This window comes from Mycobacterium saskatchewanense (assembly GCF_010729105.1).
GTDB classification, from domain to species: Bacteria; Actinomycetota; Actinomycetes; order Mycobacteriales; family Mycobacteriaceae; genus Mycobacterium; species Mycobacterium saskatchewanense.
Map to the genome: position 1 here is coordinate 3,439,806 of NZ_AP022573.1, position 16,995 is coordinate 3,456,800.

General features: G+C 68.4%; 19 protein-coding genes. 8 read left to right on the forward strand and 11 right to left on the reverse strand.

What is annotated here, in order from left to right; genetic code table 11:
- Positions 1-92: 92 nt before the first annotated feature.
- Entirely contained in the window at positions 93-1,640 is a 1,548-nt protein-coding gene (locus tag G6N56_RS16210; protein ID WP_085258420.1) for a PE family protein, read from the forward strand.
- Positions 1,641-1,745: 105 nt separating this feature from the next.
- On the opposite strand, the gene G6N56_RS16215 is transcribed toward G6N56_RS16210, so the two are convergent.
- From G6N56_RS16215 to G6N56_RS16245, 7 genes are all read right to left on the reverse strand, one after another.
- Positions 1,746-2,216, reverse strand: a complete 471-nt coding sequence (locus tag G6N56_RS16215) for a DUF350 domain-containing protein (protein WP_085258382.1) — start codon at positions 2,214-2,216, stop codon at positions 1,746-1,748.
- 46 nt (positions 2,217-2,262) lie between these two features.
- A complete protein-coding gene (locus tag G6N56_RS16220) occupies positions 2,263-3,429 on the reverse strand; it encodes a glutathionylspermidine synthase family protein (protein ID WP_085258383.1) in 1,167 nt (388 codons plus the stop codon).
- The gene (locus tag G6N56_RS16225) at positions 3,426-4,100 is read right to left on the reverse strand and encodes a hypothetical protein (protein ID WP_232069073.1); all 675 of its coding nucleotides are present in this window, start codon (positions 4,098-4,100) and stop codon (positions 3,426-3,428) included. The genes G6N56_RS16220 and G6N56_RS16225 overlap by 4 nt, the downstream gene beginning before the upstream one ends.
- Before the next feature lie 111 nt (positions 4,101-4,211).
- The gene (locus G6N56_RS16230; RefSeq protein ID WP_085258384.1) at positions 4,212-5,027 is read right to left on the reverse strand and encodes a Cof-type HAD-IIB family hydrolase; all 816 of its coding nucleotides are present in this window, start codon (positions 5,025-5,027) and stop codon (positions 4,212-4,214) included.
- Positions 5,028-5,058: 31 nt separating this feature from the next.
- Entirely contained in the window at positions 5,059-5,844 is a 786-nt protein-coding gene (locus G6N56_RS16235) for a lysophospholipid acyltransferase family protein (protein WP_085258385.1), read from the reverse strand.
- A 17-nt stretch (positions 5,845-5,861) separates the two neighbouring features.
- Complete coding sequence (locus G6N56_RS16240; RefSeq protein ID WP_085258386.1) at positions 5,862-6,617, reverse strand: lysophospholipid acyltransferase family protein; 756 nt, start codon at positions 6,615-6,617, stop codon at positions 5,862-5,864.
- Between the two features lie 6 nt (positions 6,618-6,623).
- Positions 6,624-7,382 carry a lysophospholipid acyltransferase family protein gene (locus G6N56_RS16245; protein ID WP_085258387.1) on the reverse strand — a complete coding sequence of 253 codons (759 nt, stop codon included), beginning with the start codon at positions 7,380-7,382 and terminating at the stop codon, positions 6,624-6,626.
- Positions 7,383-7,521: 139 nt separating this feature from the next.
- Between G6N56_RS16245 and G6N56_RS16250 the strand changes: the two genes are divergently transcribed.
- Positions 7,522-9,072, forward strand: coding sequence for an MBL fold metallo-hydrolase (locus G6N56_RS16250; RefSeq protein ID WP_085258388.1), 1,551 nt, complete (start codon positions 7,522-7,524; stop codon positions 9,070-9,072).
- A complete protein-coding gene (locus tag G6N56_RS16255; RefSeq protein ID WP_085258389.1) occupies positions 9,069-9,413 on the forward strand; it encodes a hypothetical protein in 345 nt (114 codons plus the stop codon). The genes G6N56_RS16250 and G6N56_RS16255 overlap by 4 nt, the downstream gene beginning before the upstream one ends.
- A 24-nt stretch (positions 9,414-9,437) precedes the next feature.
- Here G6N56_RS16255 and G6N56_RS16260 read toward each other — a convergent pair whose 3' ends face one another.
- Both G6N56_RS16260 and G6N56_RS16265 read right to left on the reverse strand, forming a co-directional pair.
- Positions 9,438-10,994 (reverse strand): phytoene desaturase family protein, encoded by a 1,557-nt coding sequence (locus G6N56_RS16260; protein ID WP_085258390.1) that lies wholly within the window; start codon positions 10,992-10,994, stop codon positions 9,438-9,440.
- A gap of 61 nt (positions 10,995-11,055) precedes the next feature.
- On the reverse strand, positions 11,056-11,670 hold the full coding sequence (locus G6N56_RS16265) for a TetR/AcrR family transcriptional regulator (protein ID WP_085258391.1): 615 nt from the start codon (positions 11,668-11,670) through the stop codon (positions 11,056-11,058).
- 71 nt (positions 11,671-11,741) lie between these two features.
- Here G6N56_RS16265 and G6N56_RS16270 point away from each other — a divergent pair, with 71 nt between their 5' ends.
- Positions 11,742-12,227 carry a DUF2834 domain-containing protein gene (locus tag G6N56_RS16270; protein ID WP_085258392.1) on the forward strand — a complete coding sequence of 162 codons (486 nt, stop codon included), beginning with the start codon at positions 11,742-11,744 and terminating at the stop codon, positions 12,225-12,227.
- Here G6N56_RS16270 and G6N56_RS16275 read toward each other — a convergent pair.
- Positions 12,224-12,811: a class I SAM-dependent methyltransferase gene (locus G6N56_RS16275; RefSeq protein WP_085258422.1), complete on the reverse strand. Its 588-nt coding sequence runs from the start codon at positions 12,809-12,811 to the stop codon at positions 12,224-12,226. The genes G6N56_RS16270 and G6N56_RS16275 overlap by 4 nt on opposite strands.
- Before the next feature lie 55 nt (positions 12,812-12,866).
- Here G6N56_RS16275 and G6N56_RS16280 point away from each other — a divergent pair, with 55 nt between their 5' ends.
- Positions 12,867-13,613 (forward strand): AraC family transcriptional regulator, encoded by a 747-nt coding sequence (locus G6N56_RS16280; protein WP_085258393.1) that lies wholly within the window; start codon positions 12,867-12,869, stop codon positions 13,611-13,613.
- 50 nt (positions 13,614-13,663) lie between these two features.
- Here the strand turns inward: G6N56_RS16280 and serS are convergent, their stop codons facing one another.
- A complete protein-coding gene (gene serS, locus G6N56_RS16285; RefSeq protein WP_085258394.1) occupies positions 13,664-14,923 on the reverse strand; it encodes a serine--tRNA ligase in 1,260 nt (419 codons plus the stop codon).
- A 112-nt stretch (positions 14,924-15,035) separates the two neighbouring features.
- Here serS and G6N56_RS16290 point away from each other — a divergent pair, with 112 nt between their 5' ends.
- The 3 genes from G6N56_RS16290 to G6N56_RS16300 are packed head-to-tail and all read left to right on the forward strand — an operon-like array spanning position 15,036 to position 16,990.
- Positions 15,036-16,394 carry a septum formation family protein gene (locus G6N56_RS16290; RefSeq protein WP_085258395.1) on the forward strand — a complete coding sequence of 453 codons (1,359 nt, stop codon included), beginning with the start codon at positions 15,036-15,038 and terminating at the stop codon, positions 16,392-16,394.
- Between the two features lie 3 nt (positions 16,395-16,397).
- Positions 16,398-16,748, forward strand: coding sequence for a metallopeptidase family protein (locus G6N56_RS16295; protein ID WP_085258396.1), 351 nt, complete (start codon positions 16,398-16,400; stop codon positions 16,746-16,748).
- Positions 16,749-16,795: 47 nt separating this feature from the next.
- The gene (locus G6N56_RS16300) at positions 16,796-16,990 is read left to right on the forward strand and encodes a hypothetical protein (RefSeq protein WP_085258397.1); all 195 of its coding nucleotides are present in this window, start codon (positions 16,796-16,798) and stop codon (positions 16,988-16,990) included.
- The last annotated feature ends 5 nt before the right edge of the window (positions 16,991-16,995 follow it).

Genomic DNA, 16,995 nt, shown 5'->3' on the forward strand with positions numbered 1-16,995 from the left:
AACGCCGGATTCGGCCCGCTGTGCACTGCGTCACAGTAGGCTCGGCTGTGCTGCAGTCGGGGTCGTGGGGGCCGAATCGACAGGAGATGGCCGTGTCATTCGTGGTCACAGCACCTGAGCAAGTGACGTCCGCGGCGGGCGAGCTGACGCAAGTCGGCGCGAACCTGCAGGAGGCGACCGCGGCCGCTGCCGCTCGCACCACCGGGGTGGCGTCGGCGGCCGCCGACGAGATATCGCTGGCGATTTCGCAGCTGTTCGGGACGTACGGTCAGCAATTTCAGGCGCTCACCGCCCAGGCCACCGCGTTCCACGACGAGTTCGTGCGGCTGTTGAACGGGGGCGCCGCGGCGTATGCGAGCGCAGAGATCGCCAACGCCGAGCAGACCGTGCTGAACCAGGCGGGACTCGACGGGGCCGGTTCCTTCGGCGCGATGGCGACCGGGGCGGCCGCCACCCTCCCCGGTGGTGCCTACGCGCAGCTCGTCGCCAACACGACCGCCAACCTGCAATCCCTGTTCGGGACGTGGGCGGCCGACCCGTTCCCGTTCCTGCGCCAGGTCCTCGCCAATCAGCTGGGCTACCTGCAGCAGGCCGTCCTCGCGGTCAACGGCACCATCCAAAACTTCCCCGCCGTGCTGGCGAATCTGCCGGCGACCATCCAGGGTCTGCTGTCGCTGAGCCCCGCGCAGTTCATCCAGCAGTTCATCGCCACGCAGGTCGGCTTCGCCCAGACGTTCGTCACGTCCGCGGCCAACATGGTCACCGGAATCGTCGACGGGCTGCCCGCGTTTGCGGCGGAGCTGCAGGTGGCCTTCCAGGCGGTCCTGGCCGGGAACTTCAACGGCGCGGTCATCGACGTCGCGCAGGCCTACGCGAACCTGCTTGTCACGGGGATCAACCCGGGCACTCTGGTGGGTTCGTTCACGGGCAACATCTTCCCCGTTGACAACCTCGCACTGAACATCGCAGGCAACCCAACCCTGCTCGGCCCGCTCGGCGATCTGTTCACCATCACGAACATCCCCGGGCAGGAGGCGCAGTACTTCACCAATCTGCTGCCCACCGGGTCGATTCCCCAACAGATCGCCCAGAACATGACCAACGTGCTCAACGCGCTGACTATCCCCAGCATCGGTTTCGACGTCGCAGTGCCGGTATTCAACCCCCCGGCGGTCCAGTACAGCGCGTTCTTCGGACTGCCGCTGGTGCTCACCTATGCGATGGCGGGGGCACCGATCGCCACCCTGAACGGCATTGCGTCCACCGCGACGGCGGTGCAGCAAGCCCTGTTGGCGGGCGACGGGGTGGGGGCGATCGGCACGCTCTTCGACGCGCCCGCCATCGTGGCGAACGGGTTCCTCAACAGCGACACGCTGGTCGACATGACATTCGCTGTGCCGGTGAGTCTGGCGCCGCTGCCCCTGCCGTCCCCCGTCGTATCTGTCGATCTCCACCTGCCTTTTGACGGGATCCTTGTTGCGCCGCATCCTATTACGGCGACAGTCGACGTCACGGGCCTCCCGATCCAACTCGGCTTCCCAACGACCGTCAGCGTCGGCGGCACGCCGTTCATGGGGATCGTGCCGCTGCTGGTCAACTACCTGCCGCAGCAACTCGCCGACGCGATCACGCCCGGATAGCACGCGCCTGCCTGTTCAGCGCCGAGATCGCCGCGGTGGTCACCGTCCGCGGCAAAGCACGGCCCACACCGCAATCTCGGCGGTTGGCGCCTGACGGATTAGCGCCTAGAGGATGGCGACGGCGACCACGATGCCCAGGGCGAACTGCGACGCGGCGACCATCAGCGACTCGTAGCGGTATTCGTCGGACTGGAACAGCCCCTCCATGTCGATGCCGACCACCAGCGTCGCGATGCGCATCATCACGACCTGCGCGGCGATGCCCACCAGGCCGAAGACCGCCGAACCGACCAGGCCCTCCAACAGCTTTCCCGACGACGCATAGATCGCCAGCACCACGATGAGCGCCATGCTCACCATGCCGGCCGCGGACACGATGATCGCGTTCGGCTTGCCCGCGTCGACCATCTTGCGCAGCGGCCCGGGCGTGGTCAGGTCGATGGCATAGAACCCGATCAGCATGAGCACCAGGCCGACAATGGAATACAGCACGATCGCCCCGGCCCCGCGGCCGAGCGCGTTGAGGTATCCCGCATCCCAGTAGCCGGAACTCAGCGCCACGGTCCTTACGGTCATCGGTCAACTCCGTTCATTCGGGCGGGATTTCGATTGGACTCGAGCGTCATGACTGCGGAATCCGGTGGGGCACAAAGGCCGCGCCGTCGTCGGTGATCAGTCCCGCGGTTTCACGGATGCCCAGGCCCGCCGACGAGTCCCCGACGATCCACGCACCCAGCGCGGGTCGCATATCGTCGAATTCGGGTAGCGGATCCAGCAGCTGGTAGACGAACCCCTCTTCGCCGTAGACCCCGCCCGTGGCGGTCTCCATCCCGGCGCCCACCACGGTGATGTTCGCGCCCTCCCGGCCGAGCTTGGGTTTGCGGACGTACTCGGTCAATTCGTGCGGGTCGTCCAGGTACGCGGGCAGGAGATTCGGGTGGCCGGGATACATCTCCCATAGCACCGCGAGGATCGCCTTGTTCGACAGCAGCGTCTTCCACAACGGCTCGATCCACGTCGTCCCCGGCAGGGTCGACACCGCGTACCGGCCGAACTCGTCGTCGAGTACCCACTCCCACGGGTGCAGCTTGAAGATCGCGTGGATCTCCGACTCTTCGAGGTCGACGAATCGCTGCAGCGCGGCGTCCCAACCGATGTCCTCGATCGTCAACCCGACGGTGTTGAAGCCCGCCTCGGCCGCCGTCTCCTGCATGTACGTGGTCGTGATCTGGTCCTCGCCGGTCGCCTCGGCACCCGACCAGGTGAAGTGCAACTCGTTGCTGGGCAACAGGTCACGGACGACCTTCCAGCGGTCGACCAGCTGCTCGTGCAACGAGTTCCACTGGTCGTCGCCGGGGAAGGTGTCCTTCAGCCAGTACCACTGCAGGATCGCCGCCTCCAGCAGCGTGGTGGGGGTGTCGGCGTTGTACTCGAGCAGCACCGCGGGCCGGCGTCCGTCGTAGCGCAGGTCGAAGCGCCCGTACACGTGGGGATCGGACCGCCGCCACGATTCGGCGATCGCCGGCCAACTCCATTCCGGCAGACCGAAATCCGCGTACCGCTCCATCAGCACGACCTGCTCGACGGCATTCAGGCACATCGAGTGCAGCAGCTCGACGTCGGCCTCCAGGGCCAGGATCTCGTCCATCGCGAACTCGTAGTACACCGACTCGTCCCAGTACGGCCGGTCCGCGCCGGTCGCGTCGCGCGCGGGAGTCCCGTAGACCAGGCCCTGCGACTCGACGATCGACCTCCACTGCGGCCGCGGCCTCCTCCTGGCCCGCCTCACGACCCGCCGCCTTTGCCGCTGCCGCCGCCGAGCTTGCTGCCGAAGCCACCGCGCTGAATGGTGCTGCCGGATTTCGTGGTGATCGTCGCCCCCTTGGGGGCGACCGTGGTTCCCCCGAGTGGCCGCGAACCGACGGGCCCCGAGCTGCCGTAGTAATAGCGGTACTGATGCCCGCCGAAGAAGAAAAACCCGTTGAGGCCCGCGGTGTGTCCGGTGCAGTAGCTGTCCGGCACGATCACCGGCTGCCCGGTCGGGTCGTCCTGGACGCACTGCGCGGTGACGGTGCTCGGTGACAGCGCCCAATATCCCAGGCCTGCCACGACGCCCACCACCCCGATCGCGGCCGCCCCGCCGATCAGCCGGCGGTTCCGCTTCTGCCGCTTGGCTTCCGCCTCGAGGCGAGCCTCCTCGATCTCGCGCTGCTTGTCCTCGTATTTCTTCCGGGCCCGCAGCTCCGCGGGTTTGGGCGGGCGCGGCCGTGAAGTCTCCGCATCCTGATAACGAATGCTCCCGCCGGATGGATACTCGGCGGACTCCTCCTCGCCGGAGTCGGGGGACGGCTCGGTGCCCGACGGCTCGGTGGCCGCCTCGCCGTCGTCGGCTGCTGCGTGCCTGGGCTTCTCGTCGTTCGGCTCGCCGCGCTCCGGCGGCGAGCCTTCTTCCGATCCCACTAGCGGTCCCCCGGTCCACGCCCGGTGGCGCGACGGCAATCAGGAGCAAACGCACGCACGCGGGCAGTCTGTCACATCGGACCCGGCGACGTTAGCCATAACCGGCATGCGTCAGAGCCACCAGCGTTCCAGCACCCGCCCGACGCCGTCGTCACTGTTGGGCGCGGTGATCTCGTCGGCGGCGTCGATCACCTCGGGATGCGCGTTGCCCATCGCCACGCCGTGACCCGCCCACCGCAACAGCGGTATGTCGTTGGGCATGTCGCCGAACGCGACCACCTCGTCGCTCAGTATTTCCAGCGGCCGGGCGACCTCCTCGACGCCGGTCGCCTTGCTCGTGCCCAGCGGCACGATCTCGATGAGCCCGTTGTCGGTGGAATAGGTGATGTCGCCCTCGATGCCGACATGCTTGGCCAGGGCCGCGGCCATGTCCGCGCTGCGGGCACCGGTCTTGCGGATCAACAACTTGATCGCCGGCGCGCTGAGCAGGTCCTCGATCGACACCTCCGTGTTGTCCGGGTTCAGCCACGCGTGCTCATACCCCGGCGAACTGACGAACTGGGGAGTCGCCGTGTCGTGGGCGCGTTCACCGATCCGCTCGACGGCCAGGCCCGCCCCCGGGATGACGCGGGCCGCCAGCTCGGCCAGCTCGGCCAGCGTGTCCACGGGCAGCGTGCGCACGGAGATCACCCGGTCGGTCGACGAGTCGTAGACGACGGCGCCGTTGGCGCACACCGCCATCGGCGCGAAACCGAGCTCGTCGACCACCGGACGTATCCACCGCGGCGGGCGGCCGGTCGCCAGGATGAACTGCGCGCCGCCGGCGACGGCGGCCCGCACCGCGTCACGGGTCCGCGGGCGAATGGTTTCGTCGTCGTCGAACAACGTGCCGTCCACGTCGCAGGCGATCAGTGCCGGCAACGTCATGAAGAACCGCCTCGGCGGCCGAGCGGTGTCGTCAATGCAATCCGCTTTGGCTCTGCCCGGGTCGCGTCACGCCGTCGGTGCCGTACCTTTGCATCCGCTCCTGCAGCTCGGCCAACCGGATGGCCCGGGAATCATCCTGGCTCGGCGCGTCGCCGCCCAGCCGCCGCGGCACCCAGTACGCCCCCTCCGGATGCGGATACTCCTCCTGTACGCGGTAGAGCAGCGCATTCATCGCCTGCCGCAGCGTGCCGATCAGCTGCTCGGCGGTGCCCAGTGCGGGAATCGGCCGGCCCGCCGCCACGGTGATCGGAACCTTGTTGCGGAACAACTTCTTTGGGTGATCCTTGGGCCAGATCCGGTGCGCGCCCCAGACGATCAGCGGAACGATCGGCACCTGCGCCTCCAGCGCCATCCGGGCCGTCCCGCTCTTGAACTCTCTCAGTTCGTAGCTGCGGCTGATGGTCGCCTCGGGATGCAGCCCGACCAGTTCCCCCTCCCGCAGCAGCCCGATGGCCGCCGCGTAGGCGTCCTGCCCGTTGCGGCGGTCCACCGGGATGAGGCGGGCGTGCTTGATCACATAGTTGACCGCCTTCACGTCGGCCATCTCGGCTTTGATCATGAAGCGCAGCCGCCGGCCGCGCTCCTTGGCGGCGATCGATGCCGGCAGCCAGTCCAGGTAGCTCGTGTGGTTGAGCGCGACCAGCGCGCCGCCCCGCGCTGGAATGTGTTCGAGCCCTTCGAATTTCAACTTGGTTCCCTGCAATGCGACAACCGGGGGAACCACCATCTCCGCGAACCGGAAGAACGGTTCTGCCATGCCTTCTCCTTCCACCCCTACCGCGAGTGATGCGGGGTACGGGCCGCGGACCTCCGCGCCGCCTCGTCGGCCTCGATTTTGGCAGCCTCGACCGGCGACGGCGCCCCGCCACCCAGGCGGCGCGGCACCCAATGCGCCCCCGGCTCGTGCGGATACCGCCGCTGTACTTGATCCAACAATGTGCTCATCGCCTCGCGCAGCGCCGCGTCTGTGGTCGCGACGCTCTGGGCGGGCTGCACGGGCGTTCCCACCTGCACCATGACCGGCAGCCTATGACGGCCCAGGCGGCGTGGGTGGTCCTTGGTCCAGATCCGTTGCGCGCCCCAGACGATCAGCGGAACGATGGGCACACCCGCCTCGATCGACATCCGGGCCGCGCCCGACTTGAACTCCTTGAGTTCGAAGCTGCGGCTGATGGTGGCCTCCGGGTAGACGGCGACTAGCTCTCCCTCGCGCAACCGCTGGACGGCCACGCAGTAGGCGCCGGCCCCGGCGCCGCGATCCACTGGGATGGCGCGGGTGTGCTTGATCAGAAAATTGACCACCCTCACCTCCTGCATCTCGGCTTTGATCATGAACCTGAGCCGGCGGCGACGGCGATGCACCGCCAGCGCGGCGGGCAGGAAGTCCACGTAGCTGGTGTGATTGACGGCGACCACGGCGCCACCGGTGTCCGGGATGTTCTCTTCACCGTCGTAGGTGATCCGCGTGCCTGAGGCCGAAACGAGGAGCCGGGCCAGCACCTCCAGCGCGCGGAAAGTCGGCTCCACCATCAGCCACTACTCCGGCGGCCTCGCGGATTGGGCGCGGCGCGCGGCGGCGTCCTCGGCGTCCATGCGGGCGGCCTCGGCCAACGACGGGGCCGCGCCGCCCAACCGGCGCGGCACCCAGTACTCACCGGCCGGATGGGGGCCGTACATCTCTTGCGCCCGTTCCAGCAGGTGCTGCATCCGTGAGTGCAGCAGGGTGCTCAGCTCCGCCGTGCCCAGCGTCGGCGGGATGGGCTCGCCAACGAGCACGATGACCGGCACCTTGGGGCGGAACAGGTGCTTCGGGTGGCCCTTGGTCCAGATGCGCTGCGCACCCCACACGATGACCGGAACGATCGGCACGCCGGCCTCGACCGCCATGCGGGCGGCGCCGGACTTGAACTCCTTGATCTCAAAGCTGCGGCTGATGGTGGCCTCGGGGTAGACGCCGACGAGCTCGCCGTCCTTGAGATTCCGGACCGCCTCCTCGTACGAGGCGGCGCCGTCCTGCCGGTTCACCGAGATGTGTCGCAGGCTGCGCATGATCGGCCCGGTGATCTTGCTGTCGAACACCTCTTGCTTGGCCATGAACCGCACCTTGCGGCCCAGGCCCTGTTTGTAGGCGGGCAAACCCGCGAAGGTGAAGTCGAGGTAGCCGGTGTGGTTGATCGCGATCACCGCGCCGCCGCTCTGCGGCAGGTGCTCGGCACCCACGACGGTGATCTTCAGGCCCTGAATGCGCCAGATCAGGCGGGCGAGCTGGATGACAGTCCCGTATACCGGTTCCACAGGGGTCCAGCCTAGTGCTCCAGGCTGTGTGCGGGCCCCAGTGCCGCGAATGGACTGCGGACGAGGCACGCCGACGCCGCTGCCGCGCGCTAAGCTCGGGGCCTGAAAGCCCTTCTGACGGTCATTTCGAAAGGTATTTGTGCAGGTCACCAGCGTCGGTCACGCCGGCTTTCTCCTCGAGACCCGAGCGGGCAGCATTCTGTGCGACCCGTGGGTCAACCCCGCGTACTTCGCGTCCTGGTTCCCGTTCCCGGACAACAGCGCGCTGGACTGGGACCGCCTGGGCGCCTGCGATTACCTGTACGTCTCGCACCTGCACAAGGACCACTTCGACGCGAAGAACCTGGCCGAGCACGTCAACAAGGACGCGGTGGTGCTGCTGCCGGAGTTCCCCGTGCCCGACCTGCGGAACGAGCTGCAGCTGCTGGGGTTCCACCGGTTCTTCGAGACCGGCAACTCGGTCAAGCATCGGGTCAGCGGCCCGAAGGGCGACCTCGACGTCATGGTCATCGCGTTGCGCGCGCCCGCCGACGGCCCGATCGGTGACTCGGCGCTGGTGCTGTCCGACGGCGAAACAACGGTTTTCAACATGAACGACGCGCGGCCGGTCGACCTGGACGTGTTGGCCACCGAGTTCGGCCACGTGGACGTGCACATGCTGCAGTACTCCGGGGCGATCTGGTATCCGATGGTCTACGACATGCCGGCCCGCGCCAAGGAATCGTTCGGCACCCAGAAGCGGCAGCGGCAGATGGACCGTGCCCGCCAGTACATCGCCCAGGTTGGGGCGAGCTGGGTGATCCCGTCGGCGGGCCCGCCGTGCTTCCTGGACCCCGAGCTACGTCAGCTCAACGACGACCATGGCGATCCGGCCAACATCTTTCCCGACCAGGTGGTCTTCCTCGACCAGATGCGCGCCCACGGCCACGACCGCGGACTGCTGATGGTGCCCGGCTCGACCGCGGCATTCACCGGCGCGACACTGGACTCGCTCAGCCACCCGTTACCGGACGATGAGGTCGAGGCGATCTTCACCACCGGCAAGTCGGCCTACATCGCCGACTACGCCGAGCGGATGGCGCCCGTCATCGCCGCGGAACGCGCCGGCTGGGCCCCCGCGGCCGGGGAGCCGCTGCTGGAGCCGCTGCGCGCCCTGTTCGAACCGATCATGCTGCAAAGTGACGAGATCTGCGACGGCATCGGCTACCCCGTCGAACTCGTCCTCGGCGCCGAATCGGTGGTCCTGGATTTCCCGAAACGTGCGGTGCGCGAACGGGTTCCCCACGAGAAGGTCCGCTACGGCTTCGCCATCGCGCCCGAGCTGGTGCGCACCGTGCTGCGCGACCACGAACCGGACTGGGTCAACACGATCTTCCTGTCCACCCGCTTCACCGCATGGCGGGTCGGCGGCTACAACGAATACCTGTACACCTTCTTCAAGTGCCTTACCGACGAGCGCATCGCATACGCCGACGGCTGGTTCGCCGAGTCCCATGACGATTCGGCCTCGATCACATTGGACGGCTGGGAGATTCAGCGCCGTTGCCCCCACCTCAAGGCCGACCTGTCGAAATTCGGTGTGATCGAGGGCGACACGTTGACCTGCAACTTGCACGGGTGGCAGTGGCGCCTGGCCGACGGCCACTGCCTGACCGCGCGGGGCCATCAGCTACGGAGTTCGCGGGCATGAGCGGGGCGTCGGGCCATTCTTACGACGATGGCCTGATCCAGCTGGACCGTGCGGCGATCACGCTGCGCCGCTACCACTTTCCGTCGGGCACGTCGAAGGTCATCCCGCTGGGCACGATCCGAGGATACAAGGCGGAGGGCCTCGGCCTGCTCACGCAGCGGTTCCGCATCTGGGGCAGCTCGGACCTGCGCCGGTGGCTTCCACTGGATGTGCGGCGGCCGTTGAAGTCAACGTTGATCACGCTGGACGTACCGGGGACCCGGCCTAGTCCCGCGTTCACCCCGGAACGCCCGGACGAGCTCACCGCACTGCTCGACGAGCTGCTGGCCGGGCGCGGTTAGCCGCCCGCCGAGACCACAGAGCAATCAGAGCGCGTCGAGCGCCGCGCGCGCGGCGTTGTAGCCGGGGATGAACGTGATCCCCGGTCCGCCGTGACAGCCCGCACTGCCGAGGTACAGGCCCTCGATGGGGATCGGCTGTCCCACAAATCCTTTCGGGCCGGGCCGGTTGGGACCGATCTGGTCGGGGTTCAGCAGCCCGTGGCAGTAGTCGCCGCCCGGCGCCCCGAACATCACGCCCATGTGCTTGGGCGTGAACGTGGTGTGCCGGGTGATGCTGCGTTCGAAGTTCGGGGCCAACCGGGTGATCTTGTCGATGACGCGTTGCCCCATCTCGACCTTCGCCCGGCCGTAGTCCGCACCACCCTCGATGGGGAACCACAGCGCGAACGCCGATGCGGCGTGCTTGCCCTCGGGAGCCAACCCCGGGTCGTTCTGCGACGGGATCTGCAACACCACGGTCGGGTCGGCCGGAACGATCCCGCGGCGGCAGTCCTCCCACTGCTGCTGGACCTCTTCCGGCGTGCAGAACAGGCCGATCGACGCCTGCATCGCCGGGTCGTTGAGCGACTCGTAGGGCGCGGCGAAACCGGGCGCCTCGTCCAGCGCGAAATGCATCTGCAGGTAGCTGCCGCGGTGGTCGGTGCCCGCGTAGCGCTGCCGGATGTCGGCCGGGAGGGCCCCGGGGTCGACCAGCTCGTTGAGCGTGACGTCGGGCGCGAGCCCGGAGATCACGATCGGGGCGGTGATGGTCTCCCCCGCCTCCGTGCGCACCCCGGTCACCCGGCCGGCTTCGACCAGAATCCCGGTCACCTTGGTGCGCAGGCGGACTTCGCCGCCGCGACTCTCCAACAACTCGCACAGATGCGACGTGAGCGCGCCGATGCCGCCGCGCAGCTTCTTCATCTGCATGGTGTCCCCGTCGGGCACCCCGAGCCCGAAGGCCAGCGCCGCCGCGCTGCCCGGGGTCGACGGCCCGCGGTAGAGGGTGTTGACGGCCAGCACGGTCATCGAGCCACGCAGCGCGGCGTGCTTCTCGCGGTCCGGCAGGTAGCGGTCCAACACGTCGGTGACCGATCCGAACAACATGTCATCGATCGCCGAACGCTCGAATTCGTTTGTCGCGCAGGCGTACATCTCGTCGTACGTCTTGGGCGGCGCACCCGCCTCAAACCGGCCCAGTGCCCGCGTCGGCGCTTGGCTCCACCCCATCAGCCCCGCCATCCCGTTGACGGCGTCCGCCCCGTGCACCTCGTTGAGGTGGGTGAACAACTTGATCGGGTCGCTGTACTGGATCATCGGGTCGTCGCCCACGCCGCGCAGCGCCACGGACATCACGTCGAGGTCGATCGTCGGCAGGGTGTCCAGCCCCAATTCGCTGACCACCACCGCGGCGGTCGGGAACTGCACCGAGCCCGCGATCTCGAAGTGGTAGCCGTCGAACAGCTCGACCGTGGAAGCCATCCCGCCCGCATACAGCTTGGCGTCCAGGCACACGGTCCGCAGCCCGGCCTTCTGCAGCAACACCGCCGCGGCCAAGCCGTTGTGCCCGGCACCGACGACGATCGCATCAAAGTCATCCATGTCCCTGCCCTCCGAGAAGGGAGGCTGGCACGGACGCGAAGTTTTGTCAATTATGACGAAACTAAGGGGCGGCCCAGGGACCGCCGATCCCGCCCCGCAGCGTCTCCAGCGCCGCGTGACTCATGCGCGCCAGCTCCCCGAGAGAGCGGTCGTCGCCAAGCATCCAGAACTCCATCGCGCCGAACACGCCGGCCGCGATGCAGCGGGCGGTGACCACGGCGCGCAGCCGGGCATCCGGTGTTTTTTCCGCGGCGCAGCTACGCCGTCGCAGCTGGGCCTCAATGGCGTCGGCGAAGTCGGCCTCCACTTCCTGCATATGGCGGACGATGCGCCCGGGATCGAGCTCGCCGCCTCGCAACGCGGCGATTTTCGTCACGGCCTCAACGTCATACGGGAATGAGAAGATGGCCGCCTGAACGGAATCGATGATCGGCTCCTCGGCGGGCCTGGCGTCGAGCGCCGCGCGGAACCAGTTCAGCCCGGTGTAGTCGGCAAACAACAGGTCGTGCTTGGACTTGAAGTGGCGGTAGAAGGTCCGCAGCGAAACCCCGGCGTCGGCGGCGATCTGCTCGGCCGACGTGTCCTCCACGCCCTGGGCCAGAAACCGCACCGTCGCGGCCTGAATCAGCGCCTCCCGGGTGCGTTCGCTGCGCGCCGTCTGCGCGGGCCTGACCATGGCGATAAGGTACCGCACCGCCAGTTATGTCAATATTGACAAAACTTGGCGCAGCAGGCCAGACTGCGGCCATGGTGTCGCTCCTCATCCACGCAGTTCTCGGCCTTTCCGTCATCGGATGGATCGTCGCGTCGAATCAGAAGGTGTTCGCCCGTCCGGCCGGCGGACCGCTGTTCTCGCCCCTGGAGGGCGTGTATTACGTGGTCGGTATCGCGTCGGTGGTGCTGGGCTGGTACTTCAACGTCACCTATGTACACGAGTACTCGCACGGATCTACCAATCCGCTGTGGGGCGAACACGGCAGCTGGGCCGAGTACATCCGGCTGATGTTCACCAACCCGGCCGCGGACTCCGCCAGTCAGGACTACACGATCGCGAATGTGATTCTGCTGCCGCTGTTTACGATCGTGGACGGCTATCGCCGCGGGCTGAAGCACCCGTGGCTGTACTTCGTGTCCAGCCTGTTCACCAGCTTCGCGTTCGCCTTCGCCTTCTACTTCGCGACCATCGAGCGGCAGCGCCGGCACCAGCAGGCCCGCGAGACGGTGGACGCCTAGCCGATCATCCCGTCACGCCCCGGTTTGACGGCCCGCCACTTCTGCTGGCCACCGCGCACCTCAACCCGGATGTCGGCGAACCCTGCGGCCTGTAGGCGGGCGGGAAGGTCTTTCGGGGCAACGGGGTTGTAGGTGTCCGCGACGTGCAACAGCCGAAACGCCCACGACGGCACGCCGTCGCTGCCGGCGAACGCGCCCCCCGGCTCCAGCACCCTGAACGCCTCGGCGAACAGCCGGTCCTGCAGCTGTGCGCTCGGGACGTGGTGCAGCATCGTGAAACAAACCACCGACGAGAAGTGGTCGCCGGGTAGGCCGGTCGCGCTGCCGTCGCCGTGGACGATGCGCGCCCGTTCGCCGTAGCGGCGCTCCAGGCGATCGGCCATCGCCGCGTCGACCTCCACAGCGGTCAGCGAGCCGGCCCGGTCGATCAGGGCCCGCAGTGTCGCACCATAGCCCGGCCCGAGTTCCAGTGTGCGGGCGCCTAATTGGACCTCGTCCAACGCCCACGGCAGCAGCTGACCGGCCACCGTTTCCGCCCATCCCGTCGAGCTGCAGCGGAGCCGGTGCACAAGGTTCATTGCCATAGCGGTCACGTTAGGCGGCCACGGCATGGGTCGGCTTTCGATATTCTGCCGAGTTATGTCGGGATTCCGCCACCACGGGCCGGCGACCTCGTCGCTCGCGCTGGCGCCTGGCGCGCGGATCGAGCGGCACCGGCATCCGATGCACCAGATCGTCTACCCGTCCTCGGGTGCGGTCTCGGTAACCACCCCGGCGGGAACCTGGATCACGCCGGCGAATCGGGCGATCTGGATACCGGCGGGCTGCTGGCACGAACATGAGTTCCACGGCCGCACGCAGTTTCACGGCGTGGCACTCAATCCCGGCCGTTACCGGCGCGGCCCGGCAGTGCCGGCGGTGCTGGCGGTCAGCCCTTTGCTGCGCGAACTCATCATCGCGTGCTCGCAGACCGGCGCAACCGACACCGCCGAGCACCACCGCATGCTGGCCGTGCTGCACGACCAGGTGCAGATGGCAGGCGACGGGGAGCCGCTGTGGGTTCCCACCCCCGTCGACCGCCGGCTGCGGCAGGCCTGCGCACTGATCGCCGACACCCTGGCCGAGCCGTTGACGGTGCAGCAGATCGGCCTCCGGATCGGCGTCGGCCAGCGCACCCTGAGCCGCCTGTTTCGCGACCAGCTGGGAATGACGTTCCCCCAATGGCGCACCCAACTCCGCCTCCAGCGCGCCCTCGTCCTGCTGGCGGAGCGCCGCGACGTCACCTCAGTGGCGTCCGAATGCGGTTGGGCCACACCGAGCGCCTTCATCGACACCTATCGGCGGGCCTTCGGCCACACCCCCGGCCGGCTGACGAAGGTGCTCTAAACAGTGGTGGCGATCCGCCGCGCCCGGCTACACGGCGCTCGCGATCGCCACTAGCTGACGGGCTCGAGGAGCTCGGTGCCCACGAAGGGGACCAGCGCCGCGGGCACCCGCACGCTGCCGTCGGGCTGCTGGTGGTTCTCCAGGATGGCCACCAGCCACCGGGTGGTGCCCAGCGTCCCGTTGAGCGTGGCCGCCGTCTGAGGCTTGCCATTGTCGTCGCGATAGCGCGTCGAGAGCCGGCGCGCCTGGAACGTCGTGCAATTCGACGTCGACGTCAGCTCGCGGTAGGTGCCCTGCGTGGGAACCCATGCCTCGCAGTCGAATTTGCGGGCGGCCGAGGAGCCCAGGTCGCCCGCGGCCACGTCGATGACGCGATACGGCACCTCGATGCGGGCCAGCATGTCGCGCTGCCAGCCCAGCAGCCGGCCGTGTTCGGCTTCGGCGTCGGCGGGCGTGCAGTAGACGAACCCCTCCACCTTGTCGAACTGGTGCACCCGGATGATGCCTCGGGTGTCCTTGCCGTAGCTACCCGCCTCGCGGCGGAAGCACGACGACCAGCCCGCGTAGCGCAATGGACCGGCCGACAGGTCGAGGATCTCGTCGGAGTGGTAGCCGGCGAGCGGCACCTCGGAAGTGCCGACCAGGTACAGGTCGTCGGCCTCCACCCGGTAGATCTCGTCCGCGTGAGCGCCCAGGAATCCCGTGCCGGCCATCACCTCGGGGCGCACCAGCACCGGCGGGATCATCGGGATGAAGCCGTTCTCGACGGCCAGCCGCAGGGCCAGCTGCAGCAGGCCGAGCTGCAGCAGCGCGCCCCGTCCGGTGAGGAAGTAGAAGCGCGAGCCGGAGACCTTTGCGCCGCGCTGCATGTCGATGAGCCCCAGCGCCTCCCCGAGTTCGAGGTGGTCTTTCGGCTCGTCGAGCCGCGGGGGCTCGCCGACCGTGTCGAGGACGCGGTAGTCGTCCTCCCCGCCGGCCGGCACGCCGTCGATGACGACGTTGGATATCGCCATGTGCGCCGCCGTGAACGCCGCCTCGGCGTCGCTCTGGGCGCTCTCGGCGGCCTTCACCTGCTCGGCGAGCTCCTTGGCCCGCGCCAGCCTGGCGGGGCGCTCCTCGGGCGCAGCGGCCCCGACGGCCTTGCTGGCGGCTTTCTGCTCGGCGCGCAACGTGTCGGCGGACGAGATCGCGGCGCGGCGGGCGGCGTCGGCCTCCAGCAGGGCGTCGACCAGCGCCGGGTCCTCTCCGCGGCTGAGCTGGGAACGGCGGACGGCATCGGGGTCTTCCCGGAGCAGCTTCAGGTCGATCACGGCCCTGAGACTACTTTCGGCGCTGCGGCGCGGCGTCGGCAGCTTCCCCCGTCCATGATCCCAGGACACACATCTGCAACATTTGTCACAGCTCTTAGCTGGCCCTGTCAGAATGGAGCCGATGACCCAAGCGCCCGAGACGGAAGTTTCCGAAGCCAGCGCGCCCGCCTTTTCCGGAGAGCGAGCGGAGCAGCCGGCCGGCTTCCAGTGGTCGCACAGTTTGCAGGCGAGGGCGACGCGGCGGGCGCTGCTGCTGACCGCGCTCGGGGGACTGCTGATCGCCGGGCTGGTCACCGCGATCCCGGTCGGTGGCACCGGCCCGGGGCGGCTGGCCGGCTACCTCGACAGCAACCCCGTGCCCACCACCGGCACCAAGAGCGACGCCGCCCTGAACCGGGCCACCAGCGGCGAATGCCTGATGTGGCCGGACGCGACCCCCGAGTCGGCCCGCATCGTCAACTGCGCGGACGACCACAAGTTCGAGGTGGCCGAGTCGATCGACATGCGAACGTTCCCGGGCTCGGAGTACGGGCCCAACGCCGCTCCCCCCTCGCCCGCCCGCATTCAACAGATCACCCAGGAGCAGTGCGAGACCGCCGTCCGCAGCTACCTCGGCCCCAAGTTCGATCCCAACAGCAAGTTCACCGTCAGCCTGTTGTGGCCCGGCGACCGGGCGTGGCGCCAGTCGGGCGACCGTCGCATGCTGTGCGGGCTGCAGATGCCCGGCACCAACAACCAGCAGCAGGCGTTCAAGGGCAAGGTCGCCGACGTCGACCAGTCCAAAATCTGGCCGTCGGGCACCTGCCTGGGCATCGATCCGACTACCAATCAGCCGGTCGACGTGCCGGTCGACTGTGCGGCCCCGCACGCCATGGAGGTGACCGGCACGGTCAACCTGGCGGAGCGGTTTCCCGGGGCCCTGCCGGCCGAGCCCGAGCAGGACGGGTTCATCAAGGATGCGTGCACGAAGATGACGGACGCCTACCTCGCGCCCGTCAAGTTGCGCACCACGACCCTGACGCTGATCTACCCGACCGTCTCGCTGGCCAGCTGGACCGCGGGTAGCCGGGAGGTCGCGTGCAGCATCGGCGCGACCCTGGGCAACGGCGGCTGGGCGACCCTGGTCAACAGCGCCAGGGGCCAGCTGCTGATCAACGGTCAGCCGCCGGTACCGCCGCCGGACATCCCCGAGGAGCGGCTCACTCTGCCGCCCGTCCCCCTGCAGATTCCCGCTCAGCCGCCGGCCAGTCAGCCCAGCGCCCCGCCGCCTATCCCGCCGAACAACCAGCACCTCCCGGGACAGCAGCCGGCCCCGCAAGTCCCGCAGCAGCCCGCCTCGCCGCTCCCGGCTTCGCAGGCGCCGCCTCAGGAGGCGCCGCCCCCGGGGGACGGCGCCGCCCCGCCCCCGGACGGAGGAGCGCCGCCGGCCAATCCTGCGCCCGAGGCACCGCAGCCCGCCCCGGGTGGCTAGCCGGTGTCCGTGCGGATGGACCCGCAGCGGTTCGACGAGTTGGTCTCCGACGCCCTCGACCTGATCCCACGCGAGCTGGCGGCGGCGATGGACAACGTTGTCATCCTGGTCGAGGACCGCCACCCGGAGGACCCCGAACTGCTAGGGCTCTACGAGGGCGTGGCGCTGACCGAACGCGACTCCGAATACTCCGGATACCTGCCGGACGCCATCACGATCTACCGCGAGGCACTGCTGGACGTCTGCGGCTCCGACGACGACGTCGTCGAGGAGGTCGCGATAACGGTGATCCACGAGATCGCCCACCATTTCGGCATCGATGACGACCGGCTGGCGGAGCTGGGCTGGGCCTGACGGCGCGGCAGCTGCGAATTGTCGGCGCCCGGTGCTATGAACGGCTTATGAGCGCTGACTGCCGCGACTGCCAGGCGGGCCTAGACCACTGTCACGGCACCATCATTCGCCATTCACTGCGCCGCTGGGAGTGCACCGAACCCGACTGCGCCAGCCCCGAACTGGTCGCGCACACCTTCGTCATCGACTGCGACGCCGTGGGCTGCGGTCACTGTGTGGAGTCGATCCGCCTGGCCGTCTGACCGGA